Source organism: Kluyvera sp. STS39-E (assembly GCF_040932435.1).
In the GTDB taxonomy this organism is placed as follows: Bacteria; Pseudomonadota; Gammaproteobacteria; order Enterobacterales; family Enterobacteriaceae; genus Kluyvera.
This window is the reverse complement of the sequence record NZ_JBFQGA010000006.1, coordinates 146,464-169,736: the sequence shown is the minus strand read 5'-3', so window position 1 is coordinate 169,736 and position 23,273 is coordinate 146,464. Positions and strand designations below refer to the sequence as shown.

Annotated in this window: 20 protein-coding genes; 5 read left to right on the top strand and 15 right to left on the bottom strand. The window is 56.6% G+C overall.

The window, feature by feature from the left end:
- Positions 1-2: 2 nt before the first annotated feature.
- The 9 genes from AB4K05_RS14925 to AB4K05_RS14885 all read right to left on the bottom strand — a co-directional run bounded on the left by AB4K05_RS14925 (position 3) and on the right by AB4K05_RS14885 (position 7,585).
- Positions 3-935 carry a 2Fe-2S iron-sulfur cluster-binding protein gene (locus AB4K05_RS14925; protein WP_368480721.1) on the bottom strand — a complete coding sequence of 311 codons (933 nt, stop codon included), beginning with the start codon at positions 933-935 and terminating at the stop codon, positions 3-5.
- 11 nt (positions 936-946) lie between these two features.
- Positions 947-1,681: an SDR family NAD(P)-dependent oxidoreductase gene (locus AB4K05_RS14920; RefSeq protein ID WP_368480720.1), complete on the bottom strand. Its 735-nt coding sequence runs from the start codon at positions 1,679-1,681 to the stop codon at positions 947-949.
- 10 nt (positions 1,682-1,691) lie between these two features.
- The gene (locus AB4K05_RS14915; protein WP_368480719.1) at positions 1,692-2,174 is read right to left on the bottom strand and encodes an aromatic-ring-hydroxylating dioxygenase subunit beta; all 483 of its coding nucleotides are present in this window, start codon (positions 2,172-2,174) and stop codon (positions 1,692-1,694) included.
- Positions 2,175-3,485 (bottom strand): Rieske 2Fe-2S domain-containing protein, encoded by a 1,311-nt coding sequence (locus AB4K05_RS14910; protein WP_368480718.1) that lies wholly within the window; start codon positions 3,483-3,485, stop codon positions 2,175-2,177.
- Entirely contained in the window at positions 3,475-4,029 is a 555-nt protein-coding gene (locus AB4K05_RS14905) for a nuclear transport factor 2 family protein (protein ID WP_368480717.1), read from the bottom strand. Before AB4K05_RS14905 ends, AB4K05_RS14910 begins: the two co-directional genes overlap by 11 nt.
- An 8-nt stretch (positions 4,030-4,037) precedes the next feature.
- Complete coding sequence (locus AB4K05_RS14900; protein WP_368480716.1) at positions 4,038-4,397, bottom strand: IacB protein; 360 nt, start codon at positions 4,395-4,397, stop codon at positions 4,038-4,040.
- Between the two features lie 25 nt (positions 4,398-4,422).
- A complete protein-coding gene (locus AB4K05_RS14895) occupies positions 4,423-5,550 on the bottom strand; it encodes an acyl-CoA dehydrogenase family protein (RefSeq protein WP_368480715.1) in 1,128 nt (375 codons plus the stop codon).
- Between the two features lie 102 nt (positions 5,551-5,652).
- On the bottom strand, positions 5,653-6,777 hold the full coding sequence (locus AB4K05_RS14890; protein ID WP_368480714.1) for an amidase: 1,125 nt from the start codon (positions 6,775-6,777) through the stop codon (positions 5,653-5,655).
- A 334-nt stretch (positions 6,778-7,111) separates the two neighbouring features.
- Complete coding sequence (locus AB4K05_RS14885) at positions 7,112-7,585, bottom strand: MarR family winged helix-turn-helix transcriptional regulator (RefSeq protein ID WP_368480713.1); 474 nt, start codon at positions 7,583-7,585, stop codon at positions 7,112-7,114.
- Positions 7,586-7,841: 256 nt separating this feature from the next.
- On the opposite strand from AB4K05_RS14885, the gene hpaX reads away from it, so the two are divergent.
- Positions 7,842-9,245: a 4-hydroxyphenylacetate permease gene (gene hpaX / locus AB4K05_RS14880; protein WP_368480712.1), complete on the top strand. Its 1,404-nt coding sequence runs from the start codon at positions 7,842-7,844 to the stop codon at positions 9,243-9,245.
- Positions 9,246-9,363: 118 nt separating this feature from the next.
- Here hpaX and AB4K05_RS14875 read toward each other — a convergent pair whose 3' ends face one another.
- From AB4K05_RS14875 to AB4K05_RS14860, 4 genes are all read right to left on the bottom strand, one after another.
- Positions 9,364-11,475, bottom strand: a complete 2,112-nt coding sequence (locus AB4K05_RS14875) for a TonB-dependent siderophore receptor (RefSeq protein WP_368480711.1) — start codon at positions 11,473-11,475, stop codon at positions 9,364-9,366.
- 79 nt (positions 11,476-11,554) lie between these two features.
- On the bottom strand, positions 11,555-12,400 hold the full coding sequence (locus AB4K05_RS14870; protein WP_368480710.1) for an aldose 1-epimerase: 846 nt from the start codon (positions 12,398-12,400) through the stop codon (positions 11,555-11,557).
- The gene (locus tag AB4K05_RS14865) at positions 12,400-13,827 is read right to left on the bottom strand and encodes a sugar porter family MFS transporter (protein ID WP_368480709.1); all 1,428 of its coding nucleotides are present in this window, start codon (positions 13,825-13,827) and stop codon (positions 12,400-12,402) included. Before AB4K05_RS14865 ends, AB4K05_RS14870 begins: the two co-directional genes overlap by 1 nt.
- 67 nt (positions 13,828-13,894) lie before the next feature.
- Positions 13,895-17,155 (bottom strand): DUF5107 domain-containing protein, encoded by a 3,261-nt coding sequence (locus AB4K05_RS14860; protein WP_368480708.1) that lies wholly within the window; start codon positions 17,153-17,155, stop codon positions 13,895-13,897.
- A 115-nt stretch (positions 17,156-17,270) separates the two neighbouring features.
- Between AB4K05_RS14860 and AB4K05_RS14855 the strand changes: the two genes are divergently transcribed.
- Positions 17,271-18,485: an ROK family protein gene (locus AB4K05_RS14855; RefSeq protein ID WP_368480707.1), complete on the top strand. Its 1,215-nt coding sequence runs from the start codon at positions 17,271-17,273 to the stop codon at positions 18,483-18,485.
- 63 nt (positions 18,486-18,548) lie between these two features.
- On the opposite strand, the gene AB4K05_RS14850 is transcribed toward AB4K05_RS14855, so the two are convergent.
- A complete protein-coding gene (locus AB4K05_RS14850; protein WP_368480706.1) occupies positions 18,549-18,803 on the bottom strand; it encodes a GlsB/YeaQ/YmgE family stress response membrane protein in 255 nt (84 codons plus the stop codon).
- A 269-nt stretch (positions 18,804-19,072) separates the two neighbouring features.
- Between AB4K05_RS14850 and AB4K05_RS14845 the strand changes: the two genes are divergently transcribed.
- The gene (locus tag AB4K05_RS14845; protein ID WP_368480956.1) at positions 19,073-19,804 is read left to right on the top strand and encodes a flagellar brake protein; all 732 of its coding nucleotides are present in this window, start codon (positions 19,073-19,075) and stop codon (positions 19,802-19,804) included.
- On the opposite strand, the gene emtA is transcribed toward AB4K05_RS14845, so the two are convergent.
- Positions 19,805-20,416, bottom strand: a complete 612-nt coding sequence (emtA, locus tag AB4K05_RS14840) for a membrane-bound lytic murein transglycosylase EmtA (protein ID WP_368480705.1) — start codon at positions 20,414-20,416, stop codon at positions 19,805-19,807. It lies immediately after the preceding gene.
- Between the two features lie 92 nt (positions 20,417-20,508).
- Between emtA and ldcA the strand changes: the two genes are divergently transcribed.
- On the top strand, positions 20,509-21,423 hold the full coding sequence (ldcA, locus tag AB4K05_RS14835) for a muramoyltetrapeptide carboxypeptidase (protein WP_368480704.1): 915 nt from the start codon (positions 20,509-20,511) through the stop codon (positions 21,421-21,423).
- 95 nt (positions 21,424-21,518) lie between these two features.
- Positions 21,519-23,252 carry a potassium/proton antiporter gene (locus AB4K05_RS14830; protein WP_368480703.1) on the top strand — a complete coding sequence of 578 codons (1,734 nt, stop codon included), beginning with the start codon at positions 21,519-21,521 and terminating at the stop codon, positions 23,250-23,252.
- Positions 23,253-23,273 lie beyond the last annotated feature (21 nt).

Here is a 23,273-nt window from a genome sequence, read left to right as displayed (position 1 = left end):
CCTCAAAGATCGATAATCAGACGGGCGCTTTTCGCCCGGGAACAACACAGCAGGATCTGATCGCCATCGGCCTTCTCGTCGTCGGTCAGATAGTGGTCGCGGTGATCCGGTTCACCTTCCAGCACGTCGGTCAGGCAACTGCCACAAATCCCCTGTTTACAGGAGACGCAGACCTTCAGCCCCGCCAGCGCTAACGCTTCGACGATGGTTTGATTGGCGGCAACTTGGACGGTTATCCCGCTGGCAGCGGCGACCACTTCAAACGGCTGACCACCGGTCTCAACTTCAGCGCTAAAGCACTCCTGGTGAATCTGTTCAGGCTCGTAGCCCAGCGCGGCGGCCTGCTTGCTGACGGCATCCATCAGCCGCGCTGGGCCGCAAACGTAAACGTGGGTTCCAGCCGGCACATCGCACAGCACCGCGTCGAGGTTAATGCGCTGTTCATCGCTGAAGTGCACATGCACCTGCGGCGCATAGGCCGAAGCGCTGAGCGTGGCGGCAAACGCTGCCTGCGCCCGGCTTCGCGCACAGTAATGCAGGCTAAACGTGCGACCGGCAGCCAGCAGTTCAGCCGCCATCGCCAGCATCGGGGTGATGCCAATGCCGCCGCCGATGAGCAAGCTATGCGCCGCCCGCTCATCCAGCGAAAAGAGATTGCGTGGCTCGCTGACTTGAATTTCCGCGCCTTCTTGCAGCGCGTGGACGGCAAGCGAGCCGCCTTTTGATTGGCTGTCTTTGAGTACGCCGAGCTGATACTGGTGGCACTCGCGCGGATCGCCGCACAGCGAGTACGGACGCACCAGATCTTCACTCAAATGCAAATCGATATGCGCGCCGGCGGTAAACGCGGGCAGCGCCCTGCCGTCGGCATGCGCCAGCGTCAGCAGCACCACCTCGCCGTGCAGTTCACGACGGACTATCTGTAATGTCAGCATCAACGCCTCCTTTAGCGCATGAACAGCCCGCCGTTAATGTCCCAGGTTGCCCCGGTGACAAACGACGCCTGAGGGGAAGCCAGCAGGGCGACGCTTCGGGCGACAAACTCTGCCTCACCGAGCTCACCCACTGGGATCATTTGCAGCAGCGCGCCCATCTTCTCTTCCGGTACCAGCGCGTGAACGGTCGGCAAATCCATCGGCCCTGGTGCAATGGCGTTCACGGTGACGCCAGATTTTGCCAATTCCCGGGCAAAGACTTTGGTCAGGGTTAGGATGCCGCCCTTCGACGCCGCGTAGTGCGCACCCGACGCGGTGCCACCGTTTTGCCCCGCCAACGACGCCAGATTGATAATCCGGCCATAGCCTTGAGCGGCGAAGTAGCGCCCCATCGTCTGGCAGCCGATAAACGTGCCGCGCAGATTAGTGGAGATAACCCGGTCAAACTCGTCCACGGCAATCGCCATCACCGGCGTCGCCAGCGTTAATGCGGCGTTATTCACCAGCACCTGCAGACTGCCAAAACGTTCTATCGTCGCCGCCAGAGCGGCGGCAAAATCTTCCGGTTGACGAATATCCAGCCCCAGCGCCAGCACACTGTCGCTATCCAGTTCAGCGGCAGCGGCCTGCGCGCGGGTGATATCGACGTCGGTCAATACCACCTGGAATCCCTGCGCCAGCAGGTGCGTGGCAATAACTTGCCCCAGTCCGCTGGCAGCGCCGGTGACTAATGCGGTTTGCTTCATAATGGGCTCCTTACAGGATGTAGCCGATGCTGTGCAGCACATCGTCACTGTTGACCAGACGAATAACTTTCTGGGTTATCCGCCAGCCCTCGGTCTGCGGCTGCAGATGCCAGGTGATATCGGCGGCGTAGTGGCGGCTGTGGCCTTTGCGGTGTTCCCACAGCGACTGCGCGCCGCGCACTACCACTTCGTTGTCGCTGGCGGAAAGCAGGCGAAAACGCGACAAGGTACGCAGCGTTCTGGCGCGCGGGGTGGTGGAAATTGACTCACCGCTGTACAGACGTTTCACCCGTTTGGCGCGCATTTCATGGTCATCGCAGGCGTAGTTGAGCGTATTTTTAAAGTCGGTTTCCTGCGGGTCGATGGGCACCACGTACAGGCCATCGTGCTGCCAAAGATCCAGCCATGCGTTGAATTCGCCCTCGTCGAGGAGGGAGCCTTCGAGGTTAATCACCGCAATGGCGTTAAACAGTACAGATTCCGCGGTTGTCATTTATTCCATCTCCGTCATCAGTTTTTTCCATTGCTGGTAGGCCGCACGCATCCCGGTCTCGGCGCTCACATCGCTGCGCAGACCGTCGTCGGTACGGTATTCCCCCGCCAGACCGCGATTAAGCATGATCCACAGGTCATCACCGGCGGTCGCCCCGCGCTGCACGCGCTCCCAGGCTTCCGAATCGTCCGGCGTGCCAAAGCCCATTGGCCCTTGGAAATGTTCGTGCAGACGCAGTCGCGCCTGGTTGGCTACCTCCGGGCCGCCATCCATGGTGATCACCGCATGGTGAATTTCGGTTTCATTCACCGACAGCGGTTGCAGTACGCGGAAAAACGCCATCGAACAGGCGATATTAGGGAAAATATTGAGGTTGAAACCGGAGCCGCCGACGGCGCGCACGATGCGGCGAACCTGCTCTTCGTCATGCTCGGCGCGCAGCGCTTGCGCCAGTTCTTCGAAACGCTCCGGGATTGGCGCATCGAGGTTGGCGTCGAGATCCACCAGTTCCGGGATCATCACCATGACGCTGTGGCCGTTGCCGAGATCTTCTACATAGCCGCTGCCGTCAACGAAATTGAGCATCTCTTCGGTCTGCTTATCGACCGAGCTTAAAAATGAACGGTGCACCACCGGGAAGTGGTAGCCGTCAGTAGTGTTCTCGAGCTGGATTTTCCAGTTGCCCGGGAAACGGAAACGGTGCGCCGGGCCGGTTTTAATCGGGTAGCCCGCGCCCTGCTTCATAAACAAATCCATCCACTTTTTCGCCGCACCGAGGAAATCTTCCAGCGGTTCAATGTGGTCGTTAAAGGTGGCGAAGATCATCCCGGCGTACTGTTCGGTACGCAGCGACACCAGCCCCAGATCGCCTTTTTCCAGCTGATCGGCATAGCTTTCCGGGTGCGGCACGCCGCGCAGGCTGCCGTCCAGCGCATAGCCCCAGCCGTGATACGGGCAGACGAAGCTGTTGGTTTTGCCGCTGCGGTGCTCGCAAACGGTAGCCGCACGGTGTCGACAGCGGTTGAGCAGCGTATGCACGGCGCCTTTGCGACCGCGCACCACAATCACCGGCTGGGTGCCGATTTCGGTGGTTTTAAAGCTGCCGGTATCGGGAATTTCACTGGCATGCGCGACCCAGACCCAGGTCTTGCCAAACACTCTGTCCAGCTCCAGCGCGAACAGATCTTCGGAGGTGTACAGCGAGGTGTGTACACGGTCGTGCTGCACCAGCGAGGCTATCGCTTCGCGGCTTGGCGCGTTCGGCATCGTGGTATCGATATTTTTCACATTGATGATGTGGTCACACTGCATGTCCATTCTCCTGCACGTCGAAGTCGGTCTGATTGTTTTCCGGCACCGGGAGCGTGTCCTCGGCGTGCCAGTGGCTTACGGGTCGGCTAAACAGGTTGCGGGTGGTGAAATGGTGCATCACCATCTCCCCCGCTTCGCGCCGGAAAGTAATGTTGAGCTCCGCGGCATTAAGGTGTGCGCCACCGGCGCTAAAGGCCGAGGTTTGCAGCATCAGCCAACGACCGTGCACCTCGCCGCTGGCGGTAAGGCTTAACGCTTCGGAGCACAGAAAATGCGCGTTCATGGCAAAATGAGCGGGCTTTCGCACGTACCCGGCCATCATGGCGACAATCGCGCCGCGTCCTAAATGACGCCCCAGGCGCGTGGCGTAGGGTTCACCCACGCCTTCCCAACAGGCATCATTGCTGAACAGTTCGCCAATGGCGCGGACGGTTTCGCTATCGTCAAGGCGGTCGCACAGATGCATGTATTGGCTCACGCAAACACGGGCGGCCTGCTGATCCTCTAGCTGCTGTAGGCGCTGCGCATCCTGAGAAGTCATCATTCGCTCCGTTAGCCCTGGATAATCAATTCACGGCCAACGCGGGCCTCAATTTTGCAGTACTTCCACAGCTTGCTGCCGCCGTCGCCAACCGGCGTGGTGCGGAACAAGTTGCACACCGCGGCCACGTTCTCCAGCGCTTGGGCGTCGGCCAGTACGTAGGTAGTCCACGGGGCGGTGGTAGACGGGCCAACCATCAGTTGGTCGTCGTCCATGTTGCCGATAACCCTAATCCCCGGCGTTTCCTCCATGCCTTTCATCATCACGCCAAAAGCAGCCCAAACCTGTTTGGCCTCCGTCGGGGTGGCGTCAAAAAAGTTCTGGTTCACGCCGATACAAAACAACACGCGTAAGGTGGTGGTCTGGCTCATTTATTGCTCCTTAAGTGAATAAAAATTACAGATAGCCTGGCTGCGGTTTGCCGCCGAAGAAGACGGTGCCGGCGTTGAGATAAGAGAGATCGCCCATAAAGGCGTGTTGGGTAATCACCATGGTGTCGCGGACGTAGCGCTGCAGCGGGCTGGTCATGGTGACGCCGCCCATGCCATTTAGCGCCAGCGCCTGACGGGCAACGTCGGCGGCCACGCGGGTAACGTGCGTTGACGAAAGACGCAGAGCGTTAATCTGCTCGCAGCTGGCGTCATCACCGGACAGCAGTCGCTGCCAGACATCGTCGATGGCGTCATAAAACCACGCACGCGCAGAGCGCAGATCCGCCTCGCAGCGGGCAATTTGCATTTGCGCCTGCGGGCGGTCGGCAAGCCTTGGCGCACCGGTCACCGACTGTTGGCGATGGGCGATGGCATAGATTTCATTCAGCGCCGCACGCGCCACGCCAAGCGCCACCACTGATAGCACCTGCGTTGCCAGCGACAGCACCGGATAGCGATACAGCGGGCCTTCAAGATTCAGCGCGCCGCCGCGAATAAAGGTCCATTCCTGCGGCACGAACACATCATCCACCAGCAGGTCGTGGCTGCCGGTCCCGGCAAGACCAACGGTGTTCCATACCGGGTCAATCTGTACGCTGGCGCGCGGCAATACCGCCATTCGCGGCAGCGGCTGTTCGCCGTCCGGCAGGATACCTACGCCCAAAACCGATGCCCCCATGCTGCCGCTGGCGAAGCTCCAGCGCCCGCTGACCCGGTAGCCGCCATCGGCCTGATGCGCCTTTTGCGTTGGGAAAATGCCGCCAGCAAAGACCACATCCGGGCCGTCGCGGTAGAGTTCTTTCAAGGTATCAACCGGCAGCGCGCCGAGATAAAACGGGCTCATACCGAAGCTTGCGACCCAGCCTGCGGAGCCATCTGCGGTGGCTATCTGTTCAATCAGCTCGCAGAACTGCGCCGGGGAACATTCGTCGCCGCCGTAAATTTTTGGCACCAGCGCGCGATAGACGCCCACCTGTTGGAAACGGCTAATAATGTCGTCAGAAATGTGACGTTGATGCTCAAAATCTTGGCTACGATTCGCAACTTCGCTCAACAGCGGCTGTAGCGCTTCACGGACGTGGACGGCAGACATGGCGTTCTCCGGTTGTGGTCGCGGCGTTTCGCAGGGCGAAGGAAGCCGCAATGAGTCGAACTCACTGAGTCATCTAAATAAGAGGTAAAAGCGTGTAGGCGGTTAGCGACGTCGTCGCGCGGTTAACCACTCTGCGACCTGAACCAACAGTCCTTCGGCGCCTTTGCGGGCGACCAGTTGGAGGGCTATTGGCCTGCCGTGCAGTTCACCGGCGGGAAGCGTCAACGCCGGGTGGCCGCTGAGATTGAACGGGCGTACCAGCCGGGTCAGGTTGACCACGCTTAAGGGATCGCCGGCCTCGACCAGCGTCGGCGGCAGTTCGGGAAGGGTTGCCAGCGCCAGCAATGGGGTGGTTTCCAGCAGGGCATCCACTTCAGCGGTAAAGCGCTGACGGACGTTTTCGGCATCATCAAGCGCCTGCGCGCTCACCGTTTCACCGGCGCGGATTCGCGTGGCCACATCGGCGGAGACTTCGCCGCTGGCCAACAGTGGGCTAAAAGCCTGCCAGTTTTCGTGGCTGATAATGGCAATGCCAGCGTGATGGGCATCGCTGAGCAAATTCAGCGCGGTGCTGCGCGGTTGCACGTTGGCGTCGGCGAGAAATTGCCGCAGCTGCGCGTCGATTTCCGGTAGCGCGGCGGCGATAAAGGCTATCTCCGGCAAGTCGACAAGGGTTGGCCCAACCGGGACGTTAAGTCGCTTGAGCGCTTGGCGCAGTACCTGGGCGTCGCGGGCAAACAGGCCCACGCAGTCCAGCGAACTGTTGGCAGGCAGCACGCCATCGCGGCTCAGCACGCCGTAACCCGGTTTTAGGCCGAGAATGCCGCAGCAAGCGGCGGGCATCCGCACCGAGCCACCGGTATCGGTGCCGAGCGCGAAGTCAGCTTCACCGGCGGCAACCACCGCCGCCGAGCCGCTAGAAGAACCGCCGGGGATAAGGGCTGGATAAAGCGGATTAATCGGCGTGCCGCCCCAGGTATTAATCCCGGTGACGCCAAACGCCAGTTCGTGCAGCGTCGTTTTGCCAATAAGCTGGCAGCCGCTGACTAACAGCGTTTTGACAACACTGGCGTGCTGCGTAGCCGCAGGCGTTTGTGCCAGCGCCGGGCAGCCGGCCTGTGTACGGTGTCCCGCGACGTTGAGCGTATCTTTGACCGCAAAGCTCAGGTCCCCCTCACCGAGGTTGAACCGTTCGACAAACCCATTGCTCTCGTAAACTGGCTGCATGATTAACACCTTAACCAGAAAAAATGAATCACATTCAGGCTGGCAGTCAATGCTGCTTTTTTGTCCTGACTCGCGTTAAATCAATACTGGCAAATTTAGATGAATATTCAAGTAATATTTCACGTTAATTTCACTGGCGTGCAACAATTCATTAACCTTATATTCAAAGCGGTTAATCACGCAGTTTGATGAAATATAAAGCAAAATAACGCATATAGGCAGGCACAGCCTGCGAATGACGCTCCGCAGGCTGTGTAATAAAAGATGTTTGTTTACAGGAGGTTAAAAGGAATTTTTATGCAGGTCACAATTTTGTCATTGTGGCGCAGAAGGTTCAAAGTTCGTTGAGATTATCGAGCACTTTCGCCAGCGACAGGTTCATTTTTTCGATCTGGCTTGCGCTCATTCCCTTAAAACCTTTGTCAAAAATCTTACCCACTAACGGCATCGCTTCCGCGACTTTCTGCTGTCCGGCTTCGGTCAGCATCACCACCGTGACCCGCGCGTCGCGTTCACTGATGGCGGTGGTGACGAGGCCATCATCACGCAGGCGGCCAACGATTTTGGTGACGGTGGGCATTTTTGCCAGCGCATATTCTGAGATTTGCGAAATGCTCGCTTCGCCATACTGATGGGTGATCATTAGGACGCGAAAGCGCGAGACATCAAGCGCTATCTTTTTCAGGGCGACTTCGACGGTCTGGGTGTAGCGTGCGTAGACGTTAACAATCCAGTAGAACGGAAACTCTTCCCGGTGAAACACGGTCTCATCAGACTGACCGGCAGGTATTTTTTTTGTCGGACTCATGCGTTTCCTTACCCCAAAATGCTGCAGTTTTGCCGATTATACCCTGTGTCCGTACGCCCGTCCTGACGCCATTATCCCCCCTTTGCCCTGTTCTGACGTATTTCCGCGATACAGATCTCATTATGATTCACAAATGCCACACGCATAACAATTGCGTATCATTTTTCACACATAAAATTGACAGTAGTCATGGCTATTTTCTATACGTTAGCAGCCTGTGCAGCACTCATACTAATAATCGTAATGTGGAGCATTTATGAACGACAGCCCTTCTACGGAACAGACACGCTCCGGGGCGCAAGCCTCGACGCAAATACCTCTAAATCCCCGCCAGCAGGCGGTGATTAATAAACTTTTTCGCCGTTTAGTCGTTTTTTTGTTCGTGCTGTTCGTTTTCTCCTATCTCGACCGTATCAATATTGGCTTTGCCGGTTTGACCATGGGCAAGGATTTAGGCCTAACCAGCACCATGTTTGGCCTGGCGACCACGCTGTTTTACGTGATGTACGTGGTGTGCGGCATTCCGAGCAACGTGATGTTGACCATCGTTGGGGCACGTCGCTGGATTGCTATTTTGATGATTGTTTGGGGGATTGCTTCTACCGCCACGCTGTTCGCTACCGGGCCGAATAGCCTGTATGCCCTGCGAATGCTGGTCGGGATTGCGGAAGCCGGATTCCTGCCCGGACTGCTGTATTACATGACCTACTGGTTCCCGGCGCACTACCGCGCACGTGCCAATGCCCTGTTTATGATTGCGATGCCGGTCACGATGGCGCTGGGTTCGCTGGCCTCCGGTTATATTCTCAATATGGATGGCATCCTGAATTTAAAAGGTTGGCAGTGGCTGTTCCTGTTGGAAGGTTTCCCGTCGGTGCTGCTGGGTCTGGTGGTTTGGTTCTGGCTTGATGACAGCCCATCAACCGCAAAATGGCTGACCGAAGACGATAAAGCCTGCCTCAACGAGATGCTGGAAGCGGATAAAATCAGCGCGTTGCAAACCCAGAGCGCCATTGCCGCCGCGTCGGTTGGGCAAAAGAGTCTGGCCCGTGAGTTATTCACGCCAGTGATTATTCTCTATACCTTAGCTTACTTCTGTTTGACGAACACCCTGAGCGCATTGAGCGTCTGGACACCGCTGATTTTGCGCAGCTTTAACGCCGAAAGCAGCAACGTGACCATTGGCCTGTTGAGCGCGATTCCGCAGGTTTGTACCATTATCGGCATGATTTGGTGGAGTAAGCGTTCTGACCGCCACAATGAGCGCAAACTGCATACCCTGCTGCCGTATCTGTTCGCGGCTGCCGGTTGGGTCCTCACCGCCACTAGTCCGCATCCGCAGTTACAGTTCACTGGCATCGTGATGGCCTCGATGGGCGCATTTGCGGCGATGGTTATCTTCTGGACCACGCCGGACCGCGTCATGTCGCTGCGCGCTCGCGCGCTGGGGATCGCGGTGATTAACGGTACCGGGATGACCGGTGCGGCGCTGGGGCCACTGTTGATGGGCTTGATGAAAGATCTTACCGGCAGCTTTAACGCGGGGATTTTTATGGTTGCTGGGTTCTTGGTGTTGGGCGCCATCATCGTCGCGTTTATTCCGATGAAGACAACGCATCAAACGGTCGCCAACACCGGGGCATCCCCGGAGTCGGCGTAATCACTTAATATACGGTGGGTTGCCCGATGGCGCTATGCTTATCGGGCAACCCAAATTGCAGCTTTAACCTGTAGGCCGGATAAGGCGTTTACGCCGCCATCCGGCAACCTGCACGATATTAGAAGGTATAGCTCGCACCTACCTGTACCGTACGATCGCGGCCAATCCAGCAGTTGGTGCTGTCATAGCAGGTCAGGGTTTCTTTGTTGGTCAGGTTCTGGGCGCTCGCTTTGAGCATCAGCCCGCTCAGGCTAGTATCCAGTGCTGACATGTCGTAAGAGACCGACATATCGTACTGCGTCGTACCGCCCAGTTTTCCTTCGTCGTTATTCGGTGAAATCTCCATCGGCCCGGTATAACGCACGCCAGCGCCGACGGTCAGACCGCGCACCACGCTTTGGTCGAAGGTGTAATCTCCCCACAGGTTAAAGGCATTCTCCGGCACCTGGGTTGGGCGCTTGCCCTGATAGGTTTCATCTTCAGTGTTGATGGCGTGGGTATAGGCGTAGTTGGCAATCAGGTTAATATTGTCGGTCGGACGGCTAATGGCCGACAATTCAGCCCCTTTCGATTCAATCTCGCCGGTCTGGTGGTAGGTAAAACTCGGGTCCGCACTGAGTACGTTTTTCTGGCGAATATTAAATACCGAAGCGGTAAAGGTGGTGGCGTAATCTGCCAGCAGATACTTCACGCCGCCTTCCACCTGTTTGCTGGTGGTCGGTTTGACCTGGTCTGCCGTTAATCCGCGAGCCGGAGAAATCGGTTTAAACCCTTCCGAGTAGCTGATAAACGGCGAAATGCCATTTTCAAAGGCGTACAACACCCCAAGGCGCTTGGTAACGCGATCTTGGGAAATCCACTCTTTCTGGTCGCTGTTCAGGTAGTCGGTAGTGCCAGACTGATACTCATCATAGCGCAAGCTGGCGAGAATATTCAGGCCGCCATAGGCGATTTGATCTTGCAGGTAGTAGCCTTTCTGGTTGTAGGAAAGACGGTTTTTCTGCGCGGTGTACAACCCTAATGCGTCTTCATTCACCAAACCGTAGTCCGGGGCACGCATATCGATTCCCGGCGTAGAGCTCGCGTAGTCATAATGGTAGTGCGAGTTGAGTTTCTGATAGTCAAACCCGGCCAGCAGATGGTGCTGCCAGTCGCCAAGGGTCAGCGTGCGGGTAAGCTGGTTATCAATGTTGAAGCTGTGCAGATCTTCGTTGGTGGTATAGGCAAAACGGCTCAAATCGTACACCGCCGTCGCGCTATTGCCGGTGGAGTAAACGCTATTTTGATGGGTATCGATATCAAAGTAGCGCGCTTTCTGCGCGATGCCCCAGCCGCTGTCGAATTCGTGCTCGAAGCTGTAGCCAATCATCCACTGGCGCTGTTTAAAGCCGCTCCAGTTATCGCCGGCAAATGCGCGTTTGTCCGCGTACTGAGAACGCAAATAGGACAGCGGCAGTGGGTTCGATGGCGTCAGGCTCGGGGTATTTTGCGCCAGCGCATCCAAGGTCAAGCGCGTTTTATCGCTCGGCTGCCAGGTGACGCTCGGTGCCAGCAGATAGTCCTCATAGCGGGTGGTGTGCGGCTGATCGTCACCTTCGGTCGCTTTGCCCAGCAGGCGGTAGCTCCAATCGCTGTCGGCAATCCGCCCGGTGGAATCAAGGTAGCCTTCTTTCAGATTACGGGTCCCGGTATTAAAACCGATTTCGGTGCGCGGCGTCGTCTGCGGCTTTTTGCCTTGGATATTCACCAGCCCGCCCGGCGAGCCGTTGCCGTAGAGCACCGACGATGGCCCCTTAAGGATATCGACGTTCTCAATCAGCAGCGGATCGATACGCGCTTTGGTATTCCCGGTGACGTTATACGGCAGTTGCAGGCCGTTGTAGTATTCGTTGTCCACGGTAAAACCACGAATTTTATATTCGCTCATGTATGTGGTGCTACCGCGTGATTCGGTCGATACGCCCGGCGCATAGCGCAGAATTTCGTTGACTGAGGTGGCGTGACGTTCGTTGATTTCATGCTGGCTGATGGTGTTGATAACCTGCGGCGTTTTGCTTTCCGGCACCGCCGATTTGGTGGCGCTGTTGGTCCAGCTCGGCAGCTCACTGCCCTCGCCGGAGCCGGACGCGGTAACGACCATGGTAGATTCTTGTGCGGCATATCCAGGCGCAGAAAGCGCCAGTGCAATCATCCCTGAAAGCGTACAAACGCGAAAACCTGTCTTATTCATTATGTTAGGCTCGAAGAAATAAAGAACGATAATTATTATCATTATTATTTCCAATTCAACACTTAAATGAACAAGGTTATTAATGATTCACCATGATGCGCGTGGTAAACCGCCAGCGTTCTCCCTTGGCGAGCATCACAAGCCCCGGCTGGCCGGGCATGTGATGGGCATTGACCGGATGTGATTGTGGCTCCAAGCAAACAAACGGCTCGCCCGCCATGCGAAATAACATCAGCCATGGCGTGGGCGCGCTCAGCGTCACCGTCATCGTCGGGTGTCGCAGTCTCGCCACGCCGCTCCAGCCGGAATAGCCGACGTTAAGCCACTCATCTTTGCCAAACTGCGGGAAATGAAAGTCAGCCTCCGGCGGTAGGATATCCGTCCAATCACACGGTAAATGCTGTTCGCCTTCCGGCCAGTAACCGCTGGCGGAAAAATCGATTTGGCTTTGCGGAGTGAGCGCAAAAAACGGATGAATGCCGCCGCCATAGAGCATCGGTTCATCGCCAAGATGAGTGAGATTGAGCGTGATTTCCAGCGTAGAGCCCCGTAGGGCATACCGTAACTCCGCACAGTAATCAAAACCGCACGGGTGGCGCTGGCGCATTTGCAGCAGGCAATAATCTTCTGCACGTTCGAGAATATCCCATCGCGTTAGCCAGCCGTCACCGTGGAGAAAAAAATGGCTATCCGCCGAACTTGGCGGCAACTGTACCTCCCGGTCCTGTAGCCGAAACGCGTTGCCCGCCACACGATTGGCAACGGGCAACATCGGAAACAGGCCGCAGTCTCCCGGCGACCTTCCCTCTCCGCTGCGCAAAACAGGTAGCCCACAGCTCAGCGAATCCAAGCTCAATATCGTTCCCCCCTGTGGGGAAACGCGCATCCTCAGATGCGCATTTTCAAGATTGATGATGTCCACCATCAATGAGCCTCTTTCGCCGCAGGGGTAGCTTTCTCATGCTGCGCCGCCAGTCGCTCTTCCAGCGCTTCCAGCGTGACGCCTTTGGTTTCCGGCACATTGCGCTGAATATAGATCCAGCCCATGGCGCAAATAACGCCGTACAACAGGAAACTGCCCGATGCGCCAAGACCAGCATTGAGCAGCGGGAAGGTGTAGGTCAGCAGGAAACAGGCAATCCACAGCGCCAGCGTACCCAGCGACATCGCCAGCCCACGCACACGGTTGGGGAAAATTTCCGCCAGCAGCACCCAAGTCACCGGCGCCAGCGTCAGGGCGTAGATGGCAATCGCCGCCAGAACAAGTACCAGCACAGGCCAGCCCATGATTCCCGCCGCGTAGGCGCCAGCAATCAGCACATAGATACAGGTTAATCCGCTTGCGCCAAACAGCATCAGCTTGCGGCGGCCAATTTTATCCACCAGCGGCAGCGCGGCTAGGGTAAAGACCAGATTGATAACCCCGGTGGCGACAATCGATTTCAGCGTGCCGTTAATATCAAAACCGGCGGAAGCAAAGATCTCTTGCGCATAGTTAAAGATGACGTTGATCCCACACCATTGCTGGAATATCGCCAGCACCATGCCAATGATCACCACCGGACGCACCTGTGGTTGCAGCAGCGTGGCGTAAGAAACGCGGTGAGTATCCTTCGCCAGCGTTTGCGCTATCTCTTTGAGCGTTTGTGTGGCGTAGGCGGTTGAGCCGATGCGTTCCAGCGTCTTGCGCGCCTGCGCCTCTTTGCCCGCTTTCATCAGCCAGCGCGGTGATTCCGGCACCACAAACATCAACACGAGGAAAGCTAACGCCGGAACCAGTTCGGCGCCAAACATCCAGCGCCAGCCGGTTTGACCGTTCCAGCTATCAACGATGACCTGATGCGTGGCCCCCGCCGTCACCGGCTCAGCAATCAGCAGATTGACTAACTGCGCGGCCAGCACGCCAATCACAATAGTGAGCTGGTTTACCGCCACAAAGCGGCCGCGTTTTTCCGCCGGACTGACCTCAGCGATATACATTGGGCTCAGCGCTGATGCCAGCCCAATGCCGACGCCGCCGACAATGCGGTAGACCACAAACATGTCAAAGCTACTCGCCATCGCCGTGCCCCACGCCGAAGCGCTAAACAAGACAGCGGAAGCAATCAACGGAATACGACGGCCAAGCTTATCGGCACACCAGCCGGAGCACAGCGCGCCAAAGACGCAGCCAACCAGCGCGGAGCTCATCGCCCAGCCCGATAGCGCCGGATCGGTAATCCCAAAATAGGCTTCGTAAAAGGGTTTAGCCCCGCCAATCACCACCCAGTCATAGCCAAACAGCAGGCCGCCGCAGGCCGCAACCAGACATATCGTCCAGACGTAGCCCATTTTCAGTTCAGTGTTATGCATTGTGATTTCCTCTTTCGGGAAAATTCAGGGTCAGAGTGCCCGACGGTGAGAGCCGCCGGGCGAGTTGTTAGCTCACAACATCGGTACTCAGCACGTGACGGAGTAAATGCGCTTTGTCGTGGGCCGGGTTTAACGCCAGCAGCTCATCAAGGGTCTGCTGAGCGTTGGCAATTTCGCCAAAGCCAATCTCAGCCAGCATTTTGATAAACAGGCAGTGCTGTTGATGACGTGATTGCGGATTGCCATCCAGCGCCACGAGGTCGGGCAGCGAAACGGCAAAAAAGTCGGTTTCCGGCAGCGCGTCGCTCTGGGCCGCAACCCACTCTTTAAAGCGGGAGAAATGTGCATTTGCCGCCGCATCATCGCCCAGTGCACGCATCGCCATGCCCTGCCAAAAGAGGTAATCCACCGGCTGATCGTTGTAATAGCGACCGGCATCGAGCGTGGAGTCGCCCTGCAACGCCAAGGTATAGCAGCGCTGTGACTCGGCAAGATCGCCTGCGCGTTGTGCGCAGACGCCCAGCAGATACCAAATGTCATTATCCGTTTGCCCCGGCAAACGCCCCTCGCCCAAGTTGTGAGGGTAGTGAAGCGCTTGGCGCAGCAGCGTTTGCCCATCGGCCCATTCACCTGCGGCCATCAGCGCCAATGCGCGATGCATCTGGTTTTGCAAATATTGCCCGGTTATTTTGCCTTCGCCGCCCTCCCACGGATGGAACACCCGGTCGCGCAACACGTTTGCGGCCTTCTGCCATTGACCCGTGATATTCCACAGGCTCAGCAGTTCTGCGGTGAGATCGTCACGATCGAACACCACCTCTTGGCTCGCGGCGAGGCTAGTTAAGCGTGTGGACGTCGGCTGGGCGGTCAGTTTTGCCAGACAATCCCGTTCGAACAGGAAACGGGCGTTACTCGGTTCCAGCGCCACCGCTTGGGCAAGATAGCGTTCGGCGGTAACGGCATCGTGTTGTTTATTCCAGTAATAGATCCCCAGCAGACGCTGCGCGGGGGCAAAATCAGGACGCTTGGACAGCGTTTGCTGCCAGCAGGCCACCGCATCGTCGTAACGCCGTAAGCTGTACCAGAAGCAGCCAAGCAGGTAGCAGGCAAAGCTGTCGTCCTGGAGCTGTTGCAGCATCTGCACTTCATCGAGGGTGTTCGGGAAGCGCACCCGATGGGTAAAGCAGTTTTCGGCCTGTTGTAGGAACGGTTCGCGCGAATCACCCAGCGCAGCGCGCCAGAGCATCGGCAGGGTTTCCGGGCTATCGAGTACCGCCAGTAATTCCACGGCCTGTGATTTTTGTCCCAGTGACATCAACCAGCCGGCAAGATAGCTGGCATTCATGCCGCGTCGTCCGGTGAGCGTGCGCAGGGCTTCATCATCGCTCTCGCCAAGCGCCCAGCGCGCGTAGTGCAGCGGATAACTTAGCGGGTAAGCGGCAAGCTGCGCGCTAATCCAGCTTTTCGCCTCGTCACCACGTTGCAGTTTTGCCAACACCAGCGCTTTTAGCCCCATCGCCAGATTATTACTGCCGTTAAAACGCAGGCTCTGCTCTACTTTGCTCAGCGCATCACGGTAGTCGCCCTTCTTCATCGCAAGTCTTGCCAACGCCCAGAACGCCGCGTCGCGACAGTTTCCACTCCAGCTTGCTTTGTAGTAGTGATCCCAAGTGCGAACGTCATCGCCCTGACGCTCAAGCGCCGTGGCAAGCAGCATGCTGGCGTCACCATCGCGCGGGTTTTTGTTTAACCGGTGTGCGCGTTCCAGCGCCGCTTCGGCGCAGCGCTGCGCGCCTTGCCAATCGGCAGCGTTAAGCAGTAACGAACCTAAGGCGACGTTATTGCGATAGTCCAGCGGATCGAGCGCCAGCGCGCGACGGTAGTAATCTTCAGCGCGGCGGCTAGCGTGGTTGTACTGTTCGAGGTGCTGGCCGATGAAATAAAGCTCATCAAGGTTGTCGAGCGCTTCCGGCAGTAGCGGCGCCGTGGCGGCATCCGGTAGCGGCGTTTCTTTCGGCTGATGTTCGTCGTATTGCAGCAAAGAACGGCCATCGGCGGCGGTGACGGTCAAGGTCAGACGCTGCGGATAGCTATCGGCGAGCGTCTGCTGCCAGCATTCACCCGGCTGCAACGAAATCACCGTTTCCCACAGCGGTACGCCCTCGGCGCTAAGCACCACGCTGACCGTCGGCAGCGGCGTTACCGCATAGACGCCGACATGAAGTTGGTTATCGGCACGTTCGAGTTTTATTGCTAACTCCGCACTGGCGTTGTGTACGCGCCCTAATCCGCTGTAGGGCAGGAAGTTTTGCACGAACACTTTTTCTTCGTACGGCGCAAGCCAGCTGAAATCCGGTTGGTTATCGGTGAAGACACCGGTCATCAGCTCAATGTAAGGGCCGTTGTCGTCGGTCAGGTTGCGATCCCAGGCTTGGCCGAAATCGCCGTGGCCCCAGCTCCACTGTTTTTTGCCCGGAGAAACGTGATGGTCGGCAACGTGCAACAAACCACCCTGCTCCCCGTGGTGATAGGCACCGACAAAATCGTAGTCTGATTTTTCTGCCATGTAGGACGTTGGCACGGGCACATTTTTGTAGCGTGAGATATCAACGCCCGCCGAGTAATCGACTTTGTAGTAGGTTCCCGTGGCGATAGGAAACGCCGAGACGGCGCGTTTGCCGTGGTCAAATACGGCGGTCACATCCGGTGGGAAAATGCTTTGATGGTCATCGCCCCCCTTCACCGCCGGGTTAGCCCACCAGAGGAAATGACGCGGGGTAGCATTGCCGTTAAAGACTTTGCCGGTAATTTCCACCAGCGCTCGGTCAGGATAGAGCGTGAATCCGGCCATCACCTGCAGGCCACGCATCGGCTCCACTTCCCCCAGCCACACCGTTTGTTCGCCGTTTTCGCCCTTCTGGATTGAGACATCAACCGGCATAAAGGTGGTTGGCCGATGGTGCTGCGGCCAGTTGAATTCGATTCCCCCGGAAATCCACGGCCCCAGCAGCCCGACGAGCGCGGGTTTGACCACTTCGTTGTAGTAGACAAAATCACGCTGATTCACTTTGTCATACGCTCGATGAATACGCCCACCCAGCTCTGGCAGCAGCAGGATGCGGATAAAATCATTTTCTATCCATACCGCCTGGTAGTTGCGCGGCTCTTTGTTGCCGGTCAGCGTGTCAATGACGCCGTAGGGATACACCGCGCCGGACGAGCCCTGATACACGCGGTTTTCTAAAAACATCGGGTTCGGATCTTCCTGACCTGTCGTCCACGTGGGGAGTGTGAGCGTTTCCTGCCAGACCTTGACGGCTCCGTACATAATCCTTCTCCAGTAAACAAATAATAGTGAATGGGCGAATGCCGACAGTTTGTCGCAGCGAGTTCTGTTTTAATCGCTTAATGCTCACGCAATATAGTTAACGAGGTTTAGTGAAATGCAGGGCTCAGGTCTGAATAATCAGCGGGTGCGCCAGCACAACCGGCAGGCGCTACTGCGGCTGGTATGGCGGCATAAGCGGCTGAGCAAATCGCAGTTTGCCCAGCACACCGGGCTGTCGATTCCAGCGGTCAGCAAAATTCTTGATGAGTTGGTGCTGGATGGTCGGTTGAGCCACTCTTGCGAGAACCTCAGCAGTCGGGGGCTTAACAGCGGCAGCTACCAGATCCCCCCGGATGGCGCGTTTATTCTGTGTATGAACGTGACGCCGCACAGCATCGAGAGCCAGCTTTGCGATGCCCAGCTTTCTGCCTGCGGGGAGTTTACGCATCGCGCCATTGTGGCCCCTACGCCGCAGTCGCTGCTGAGCGCGATTGAATCCATTTGGCTGGCGCATGCCCGCCGCATGCCTGGCAAAACGCTGAATCTGGCCCTCGGCATTCACGGCCAGGTCGATCCGGTCACCGGCGTCTCGCAAACCATGCCGCAGGCGCCGTGGCACGAAAATCTGGAAATTAAATATCTGCTGGAAGAGAAGCTCGGCGTGACGGTTAAATTAGACAACGACTGTGTAATGCTGGCGCTGGCGGAGAAGTGGCAAAATCCGGGCAATCGCAATGATTTTTGCGTGATCAACGTCGATTACGGCATCGGGTCGTCGTTCGTTATCAACGGGCAGATTTATCGCGGCAATCTGTACGGCAGCGGACAAATCGGCCACACCATCGTCGCACCCGACGGGGCGCTGTGTGATTGCGGACGTTATGGCTGCCTAGAAACGGTGGCGTCGCTGTCGGCGCTGAAAAAACAGGCGCGTATCTGGCTAAAATCCGCCCCCGAATTACACCAACAAGATCCGGAGAAGTTGCGTTCGCAGCAGTTAATCGATTCTTGGCATGCTGGCGATGAGCGGGTGATACGTTGGGTGGAAGATGCCGCCAACGCCATTGGTCTGAGTCTGTATAACTTTCTCAATATCCTTAATATTAACCAGATTTGGTTTTATGGTCGTAGCTGCGGGTTTGGTGAAAGCTGGCTTGCCACCATTAAACAGCGTATCGGCTTCACGCCGTTTGACCGCAACGAGGGCCTTGTGCGTCACGCCACGCAGATAAACTTCGGGCAATTGAGTCGGGCGCAGCAGGTCATGGGGATTGGTTATCTCTACACTGAGGCCGCACTTGCCCAAGAAGGATCAAAACAAGAGACATAAAAAAAGCCGGTCGGCTTTCACCGACTGGCTTTTTCTGACTCCTTTCGGAGCTTTGTCAGCGCATTATTCGCGACGAATCAGGCGGAAAACGGCCAGCACGACGATGGCGCCCACGACCGCAACCAGGAAGCTGTGCAGGTTAAATCCGCTAACGCTGCCACCGAGACCAAAGGTGGTCGCCAACCAGCCGCCGACTACCGCACCGACGATCCCTAGGATACAGGTGAGAAAGAATCCACCCCCATCGCGCCCCGGCATAATCAGTTTGGCAATAATACCGGCAATCAGACCAAAAATAATCCAGGCAATAATACCCATTTTCCCACCTCTTCAGTTCCATTAAACACCAATAAAAGCGCCGACATTCTGCGCCGCTAATGTTTCAAGTATAGGTAATTGTTCTTAAAATACCTGGTAAGACGACGATATTTTATACGTACGAATACGAAAATTGACGTAGACACTGACTTAAGTGCTTTACACCGCCCTAACCTGCGGAAATGTTAAATATTTTCATGACGGTGCTGAAGTTCTGTTGGCCGACGCCGATACATAATGAAGAGTCTGCCATTCAGGAGCCATTCCCGGTGAGTGAGCACAACACACAGTTTCTTAAGCAAAATCCGCTCGCGGTGCTAAACGTTCTGCGCGATCTTCAGCACTCTAATGCCGCGTTGCGCGTAAGCTGGTCTTCCCGACAGTTTATTAGCCGTATTCTTGACGTCAGCCAGCAGCAGCTGATCATCGATTTTGGTAGCCGCGAAGAGGATAACCACGCCGCGCTAACGGCGAAAAATATCGCGATGGTTGCCGAAACCAATGGCGCAAAAATTGAGTTCACGGTGCCGCAGATGCAGGTTGAGAATTATCAGGGCCTGCCGGCGTTCGTGATGCCCACCCCGCCTGCGGTATGGTTTATCCAGCGCCGTGAATATTTCCGTATTCCCGCCCCGCTGTATCCTGCCTATTACGGCAGCGCCACCCTGCCGAATAAGCAGATACTACGCTTTCGTCTGTTTGATTTGTCGCTCGGTGGCATGGGGGCCTTACTTGACGCGCCGCCGCCAGAGATGCTGGTTCCGGGGATGGAACTTAAAGAGATCGAACTGGATATGGGGCAATGGGGACGTTTTCGTTTTGACGTGCAGTTGCTGGCTATCAGCGAGCGCAAAGTGGTCGATGGCAAGAATGAAACGATTGTGACACCGCGCCTGAGCTTCCGTTTTCTGTATATGAATCCGGGGCTTGAACGCTCGCTCCAGCGAATTATCTTCTCGCTGGAGCGTGAGGCGCGGGAACGCGCGAATAACGTTCGCTAATTACATCGCATCCATCGCTTTTTGCACTTTCCAGATATAGCGAGGAGCCTGAGGCGCTGGATGATTCTTCACAACGTGGTCGAAGAATTCATCCGCGTCCAGGTCGTTGATTTTAGAGATGGCTTTTTTACGATCCGACGAGAAGGTTCGCAGCAGTGCGCCCGCGCCGTTGGCGTAGGAGACCACCAGCGCATATTGCATGACCTGCGGATCGGTAATGCCCGCCAGCGATCCATGTTCCAAAATGCTCAGGTAGGCCGCGCCCATCGAAATATTGCGCTCTGGGTTTTTCAGCTCGCTAGTTGACGGCTGACCGCTCCATCCCATATGACGATAAACATCAAGACCGGAGGTTGACGCTTTAAGCTGCATCAGCCCCACCGCATTGGATTTACTCACAAGCGTTGGGTTGCCACCGGATTCAACGGCAATAATGGCGGTAATAAGACGTGGGCTAACGCCCCATGCCGCACCAGCTTTTTCAGTAATGGGCATCCACTGCATCGCGCGTTTTACCGGAACTTCTGGGTTCCACGGCGGATTGCGGTAATCCGATTTAGAGCTACACCCGGCAAGTAATACAATTAAAAAAGCAAACCATCTTAATTTCACGCATCTATCCTTTTAGCTGAACTTTGCTGTCGTTAATGACAACCACTGGCTCAGGCGGCATGATACCCGTTCATTCTCAGCAAGGAAATGCCATGTCTTCGTTCCATCTTATCGCCCCATCCGGTTACTGCATCAACCAGGCCGCCGCACAGCGTGGCGTTGCGCGATTAGAGTCGCTCGGGCATCAGATAATGAACCAGCAGGTCATTCCAAGACGCAGCCAGCGTTTTGCCGGGACCGAGGCCGAGAGACTGGCAGATATCAACGCGCTTGCCAATCTCCACGGCAAAAATCAGATTGTGATGCCGGTGCGCGGCGGTTACGGTGCCAGCCGTTTGCTGGATAGCATTGACTGGGCGTCGTTGATTGCTCGCCAGCAGCAAAACCCGCTGCTTATTTGCGGCCACAGCGACTTCACTGCCATTCAGTTTGGCCTCTTGGCAAAAGGCAACGTGGTGACCTTTAGCGGCCCGATGCTGGCAGGCAATTTCGGCGCGGAAAGCGCCAACGATTTTACCGAGACGCATTTCTGGCGCGCCCTGCGTCATCCTACATTTTCCGTGGAATGGCAAGGCGATGGGCCGCAGTGCTGCACTGAAGGGACACTGTGGGGCGGAAACCTGGCGATGATCGTGTCGCTTATCGGCACGCCGTGGATGCCGGAGATCCGCGACGGCATTCTGGTGCTTGAAGACATTAACGAGCACCCGTTCCGCGTTGAACGCATGCTGTTGCAGCTACTAAATGCCGGCATTTTACCGCGCCAGCGCGCCATCGTGCTGGGCAGCTTTACCGGCGCCAGTCCGAACGACTATGACGACGGTTACGATCTTGAGACGATGTACGACTATCTGCGTTCAAGGTTGTCAATTCCAGTGATTAGCGGCCTCGATTTCGGTCATGAACCGCGCACCGTGACGCTTCCTTTGGGCGCGCAGGCGCAACTAAGCCACAATATGGGGCGTTCCACGCTGACGCTGACCGGCCATCCGGTGATAGTTGAATAAAAAACAATAATCACCGCTTATTAGTCCAATGCTTACGCACTAATTATGGTAACGTTTTGTCACTAGCTTGCACGTTTACGGGGAGTGCGTGAACATTGGACGCCACGGCAGTCATTAGTCTCTTTATTTTGGGTTCGGTCTTAGTAACCTGCAGTATTCTCTTAAGCTCATTTTCCTCACGCCTAGGTATTCCAATTTTGGTTATCTTTTTAGCCATCGGCATGCTGGCGGGCGTTGACGGTATTGGCGGCATCCCCTTCGATAACTATCCTTTCGCCTATATGGTGAGTAACCTGGCGCTGGCAGTGATCCTGCTGGACGGCGGGATGCGCACCCAGGCCAGCTCCTTTCGCGTAGCGTTAGGCCCGGCGCTGTCGCTGGCGACGATTGGCGTGCTGATCACCTCCGGACTAACCGGCATGATGGCGGCCTGGCTGTTTAAGCTCGACCTGATGGAAGGTTTATTAATTGGCGCGATAGTGGGCTCTACCGACGCCGCAGCAGTGTTCTCGCTGCTTGGCGGCAAGGGGCTTAACGAACGTGTCGGCTCCACGCTTGAAATCGAATCCGGCAGTAACGATCCGATGGCGGTCTTCCTGACCATTACCCTGATTTCAATGATCCAGCAGCACGAAAGCGGCCTGAGCTGGATGTTCCTCGTGCATATCATTCAACAGTTCGGCCTCGGGATTGCGTTCGGCCTAGGCGGCGGCTATCTGTTGCTGCAAATGATTAACCGCATTTCCCTGCCCGCTGGACTGTATCCGCTGCTGGCGTTAAGCGGCGGGATCATGATTTTCGCCGTCACCACCACCTTGAATGGCAGCGGAATTCTGGCGGTTTACCTGTGCGGTTTTCTCCTCGGCAACCGCCCTATTCGCAACCGCTTTGGCATTCTGCAAAACTTTGACGGCCTGGCGTGGCTGGCGCAAATCGCCATGTTCCTTGTGCTGGGTCTGTTAGTCACGCCATCGGATCTGTTGCCGATTGCCATTCCGGCGCTGCTGCTTTCCATCTGGATGATTTTTATCGCCCGACCGCTGTCGGTCTTTGCCGGGTTGCTGCCGTTCCGTGGCTTTAACCTGCGTGAGCGTACTTTTATCAGCTGGGTTGGTTTGCGCGGCGCGGTGCCTATCATCCTCGCCGTATTCCCGATGATGGCTGGGCTTGAGAATGCGCGGTTGTTCTTTAACGTTGCCTTCTTCGTGGTGTTAATTTCGCTGCTGCTGCAAGGCACATCGCTGTCGTGGGCGGCGAAAAAGGCCCGCGTGGTGGTACCACCGGTCGGCTGGCCGATTTCCCGCGTTGGGCTGGATATTCACCCGGACAATCCGTGGGAGCAGTTCGTCTATCAGCTAAGCGCCGATAAATGGTGTGTGGGCGCGGCGCTGCGCGATCTGCATATGCCGCAGGAAACCCGTATTGCCGCACTGTTCCGTGACAATGTACTGCTGCATCCTACCGGCAGCACCCGCCTGCGGGAAAACGATATTCTGTGCGTCATTGGCCGCGAACGTGACCTGCCTTCGTTGGGCAAAATGTTTAGCCAGTCGCCTCCGGTCGCTCTCGATCAAAGCTTCTTCGGTGACTTTATTCTGGAGGCCGGGGTGAGGTTTGCGGACGTTGCCCTAATCTACGGGCTGGACGGCGGCGAAGAGTTTCGTGATAACCAACAGTCGCTTGGCTCACTGATTGAACATCTGCTGGGGGCCGCACCGGTGGTCGGTGACCAAGTTGAGTTTGCCGGCATGATTTGGACGGTGGCGGAAAAACAAGAAAATCAGGTGTTGAAAGTCGGCGTTCGAGTGGCAGAGGAAGAAACGGAGTAGTCTGCGGTGCCGGATGGCGCT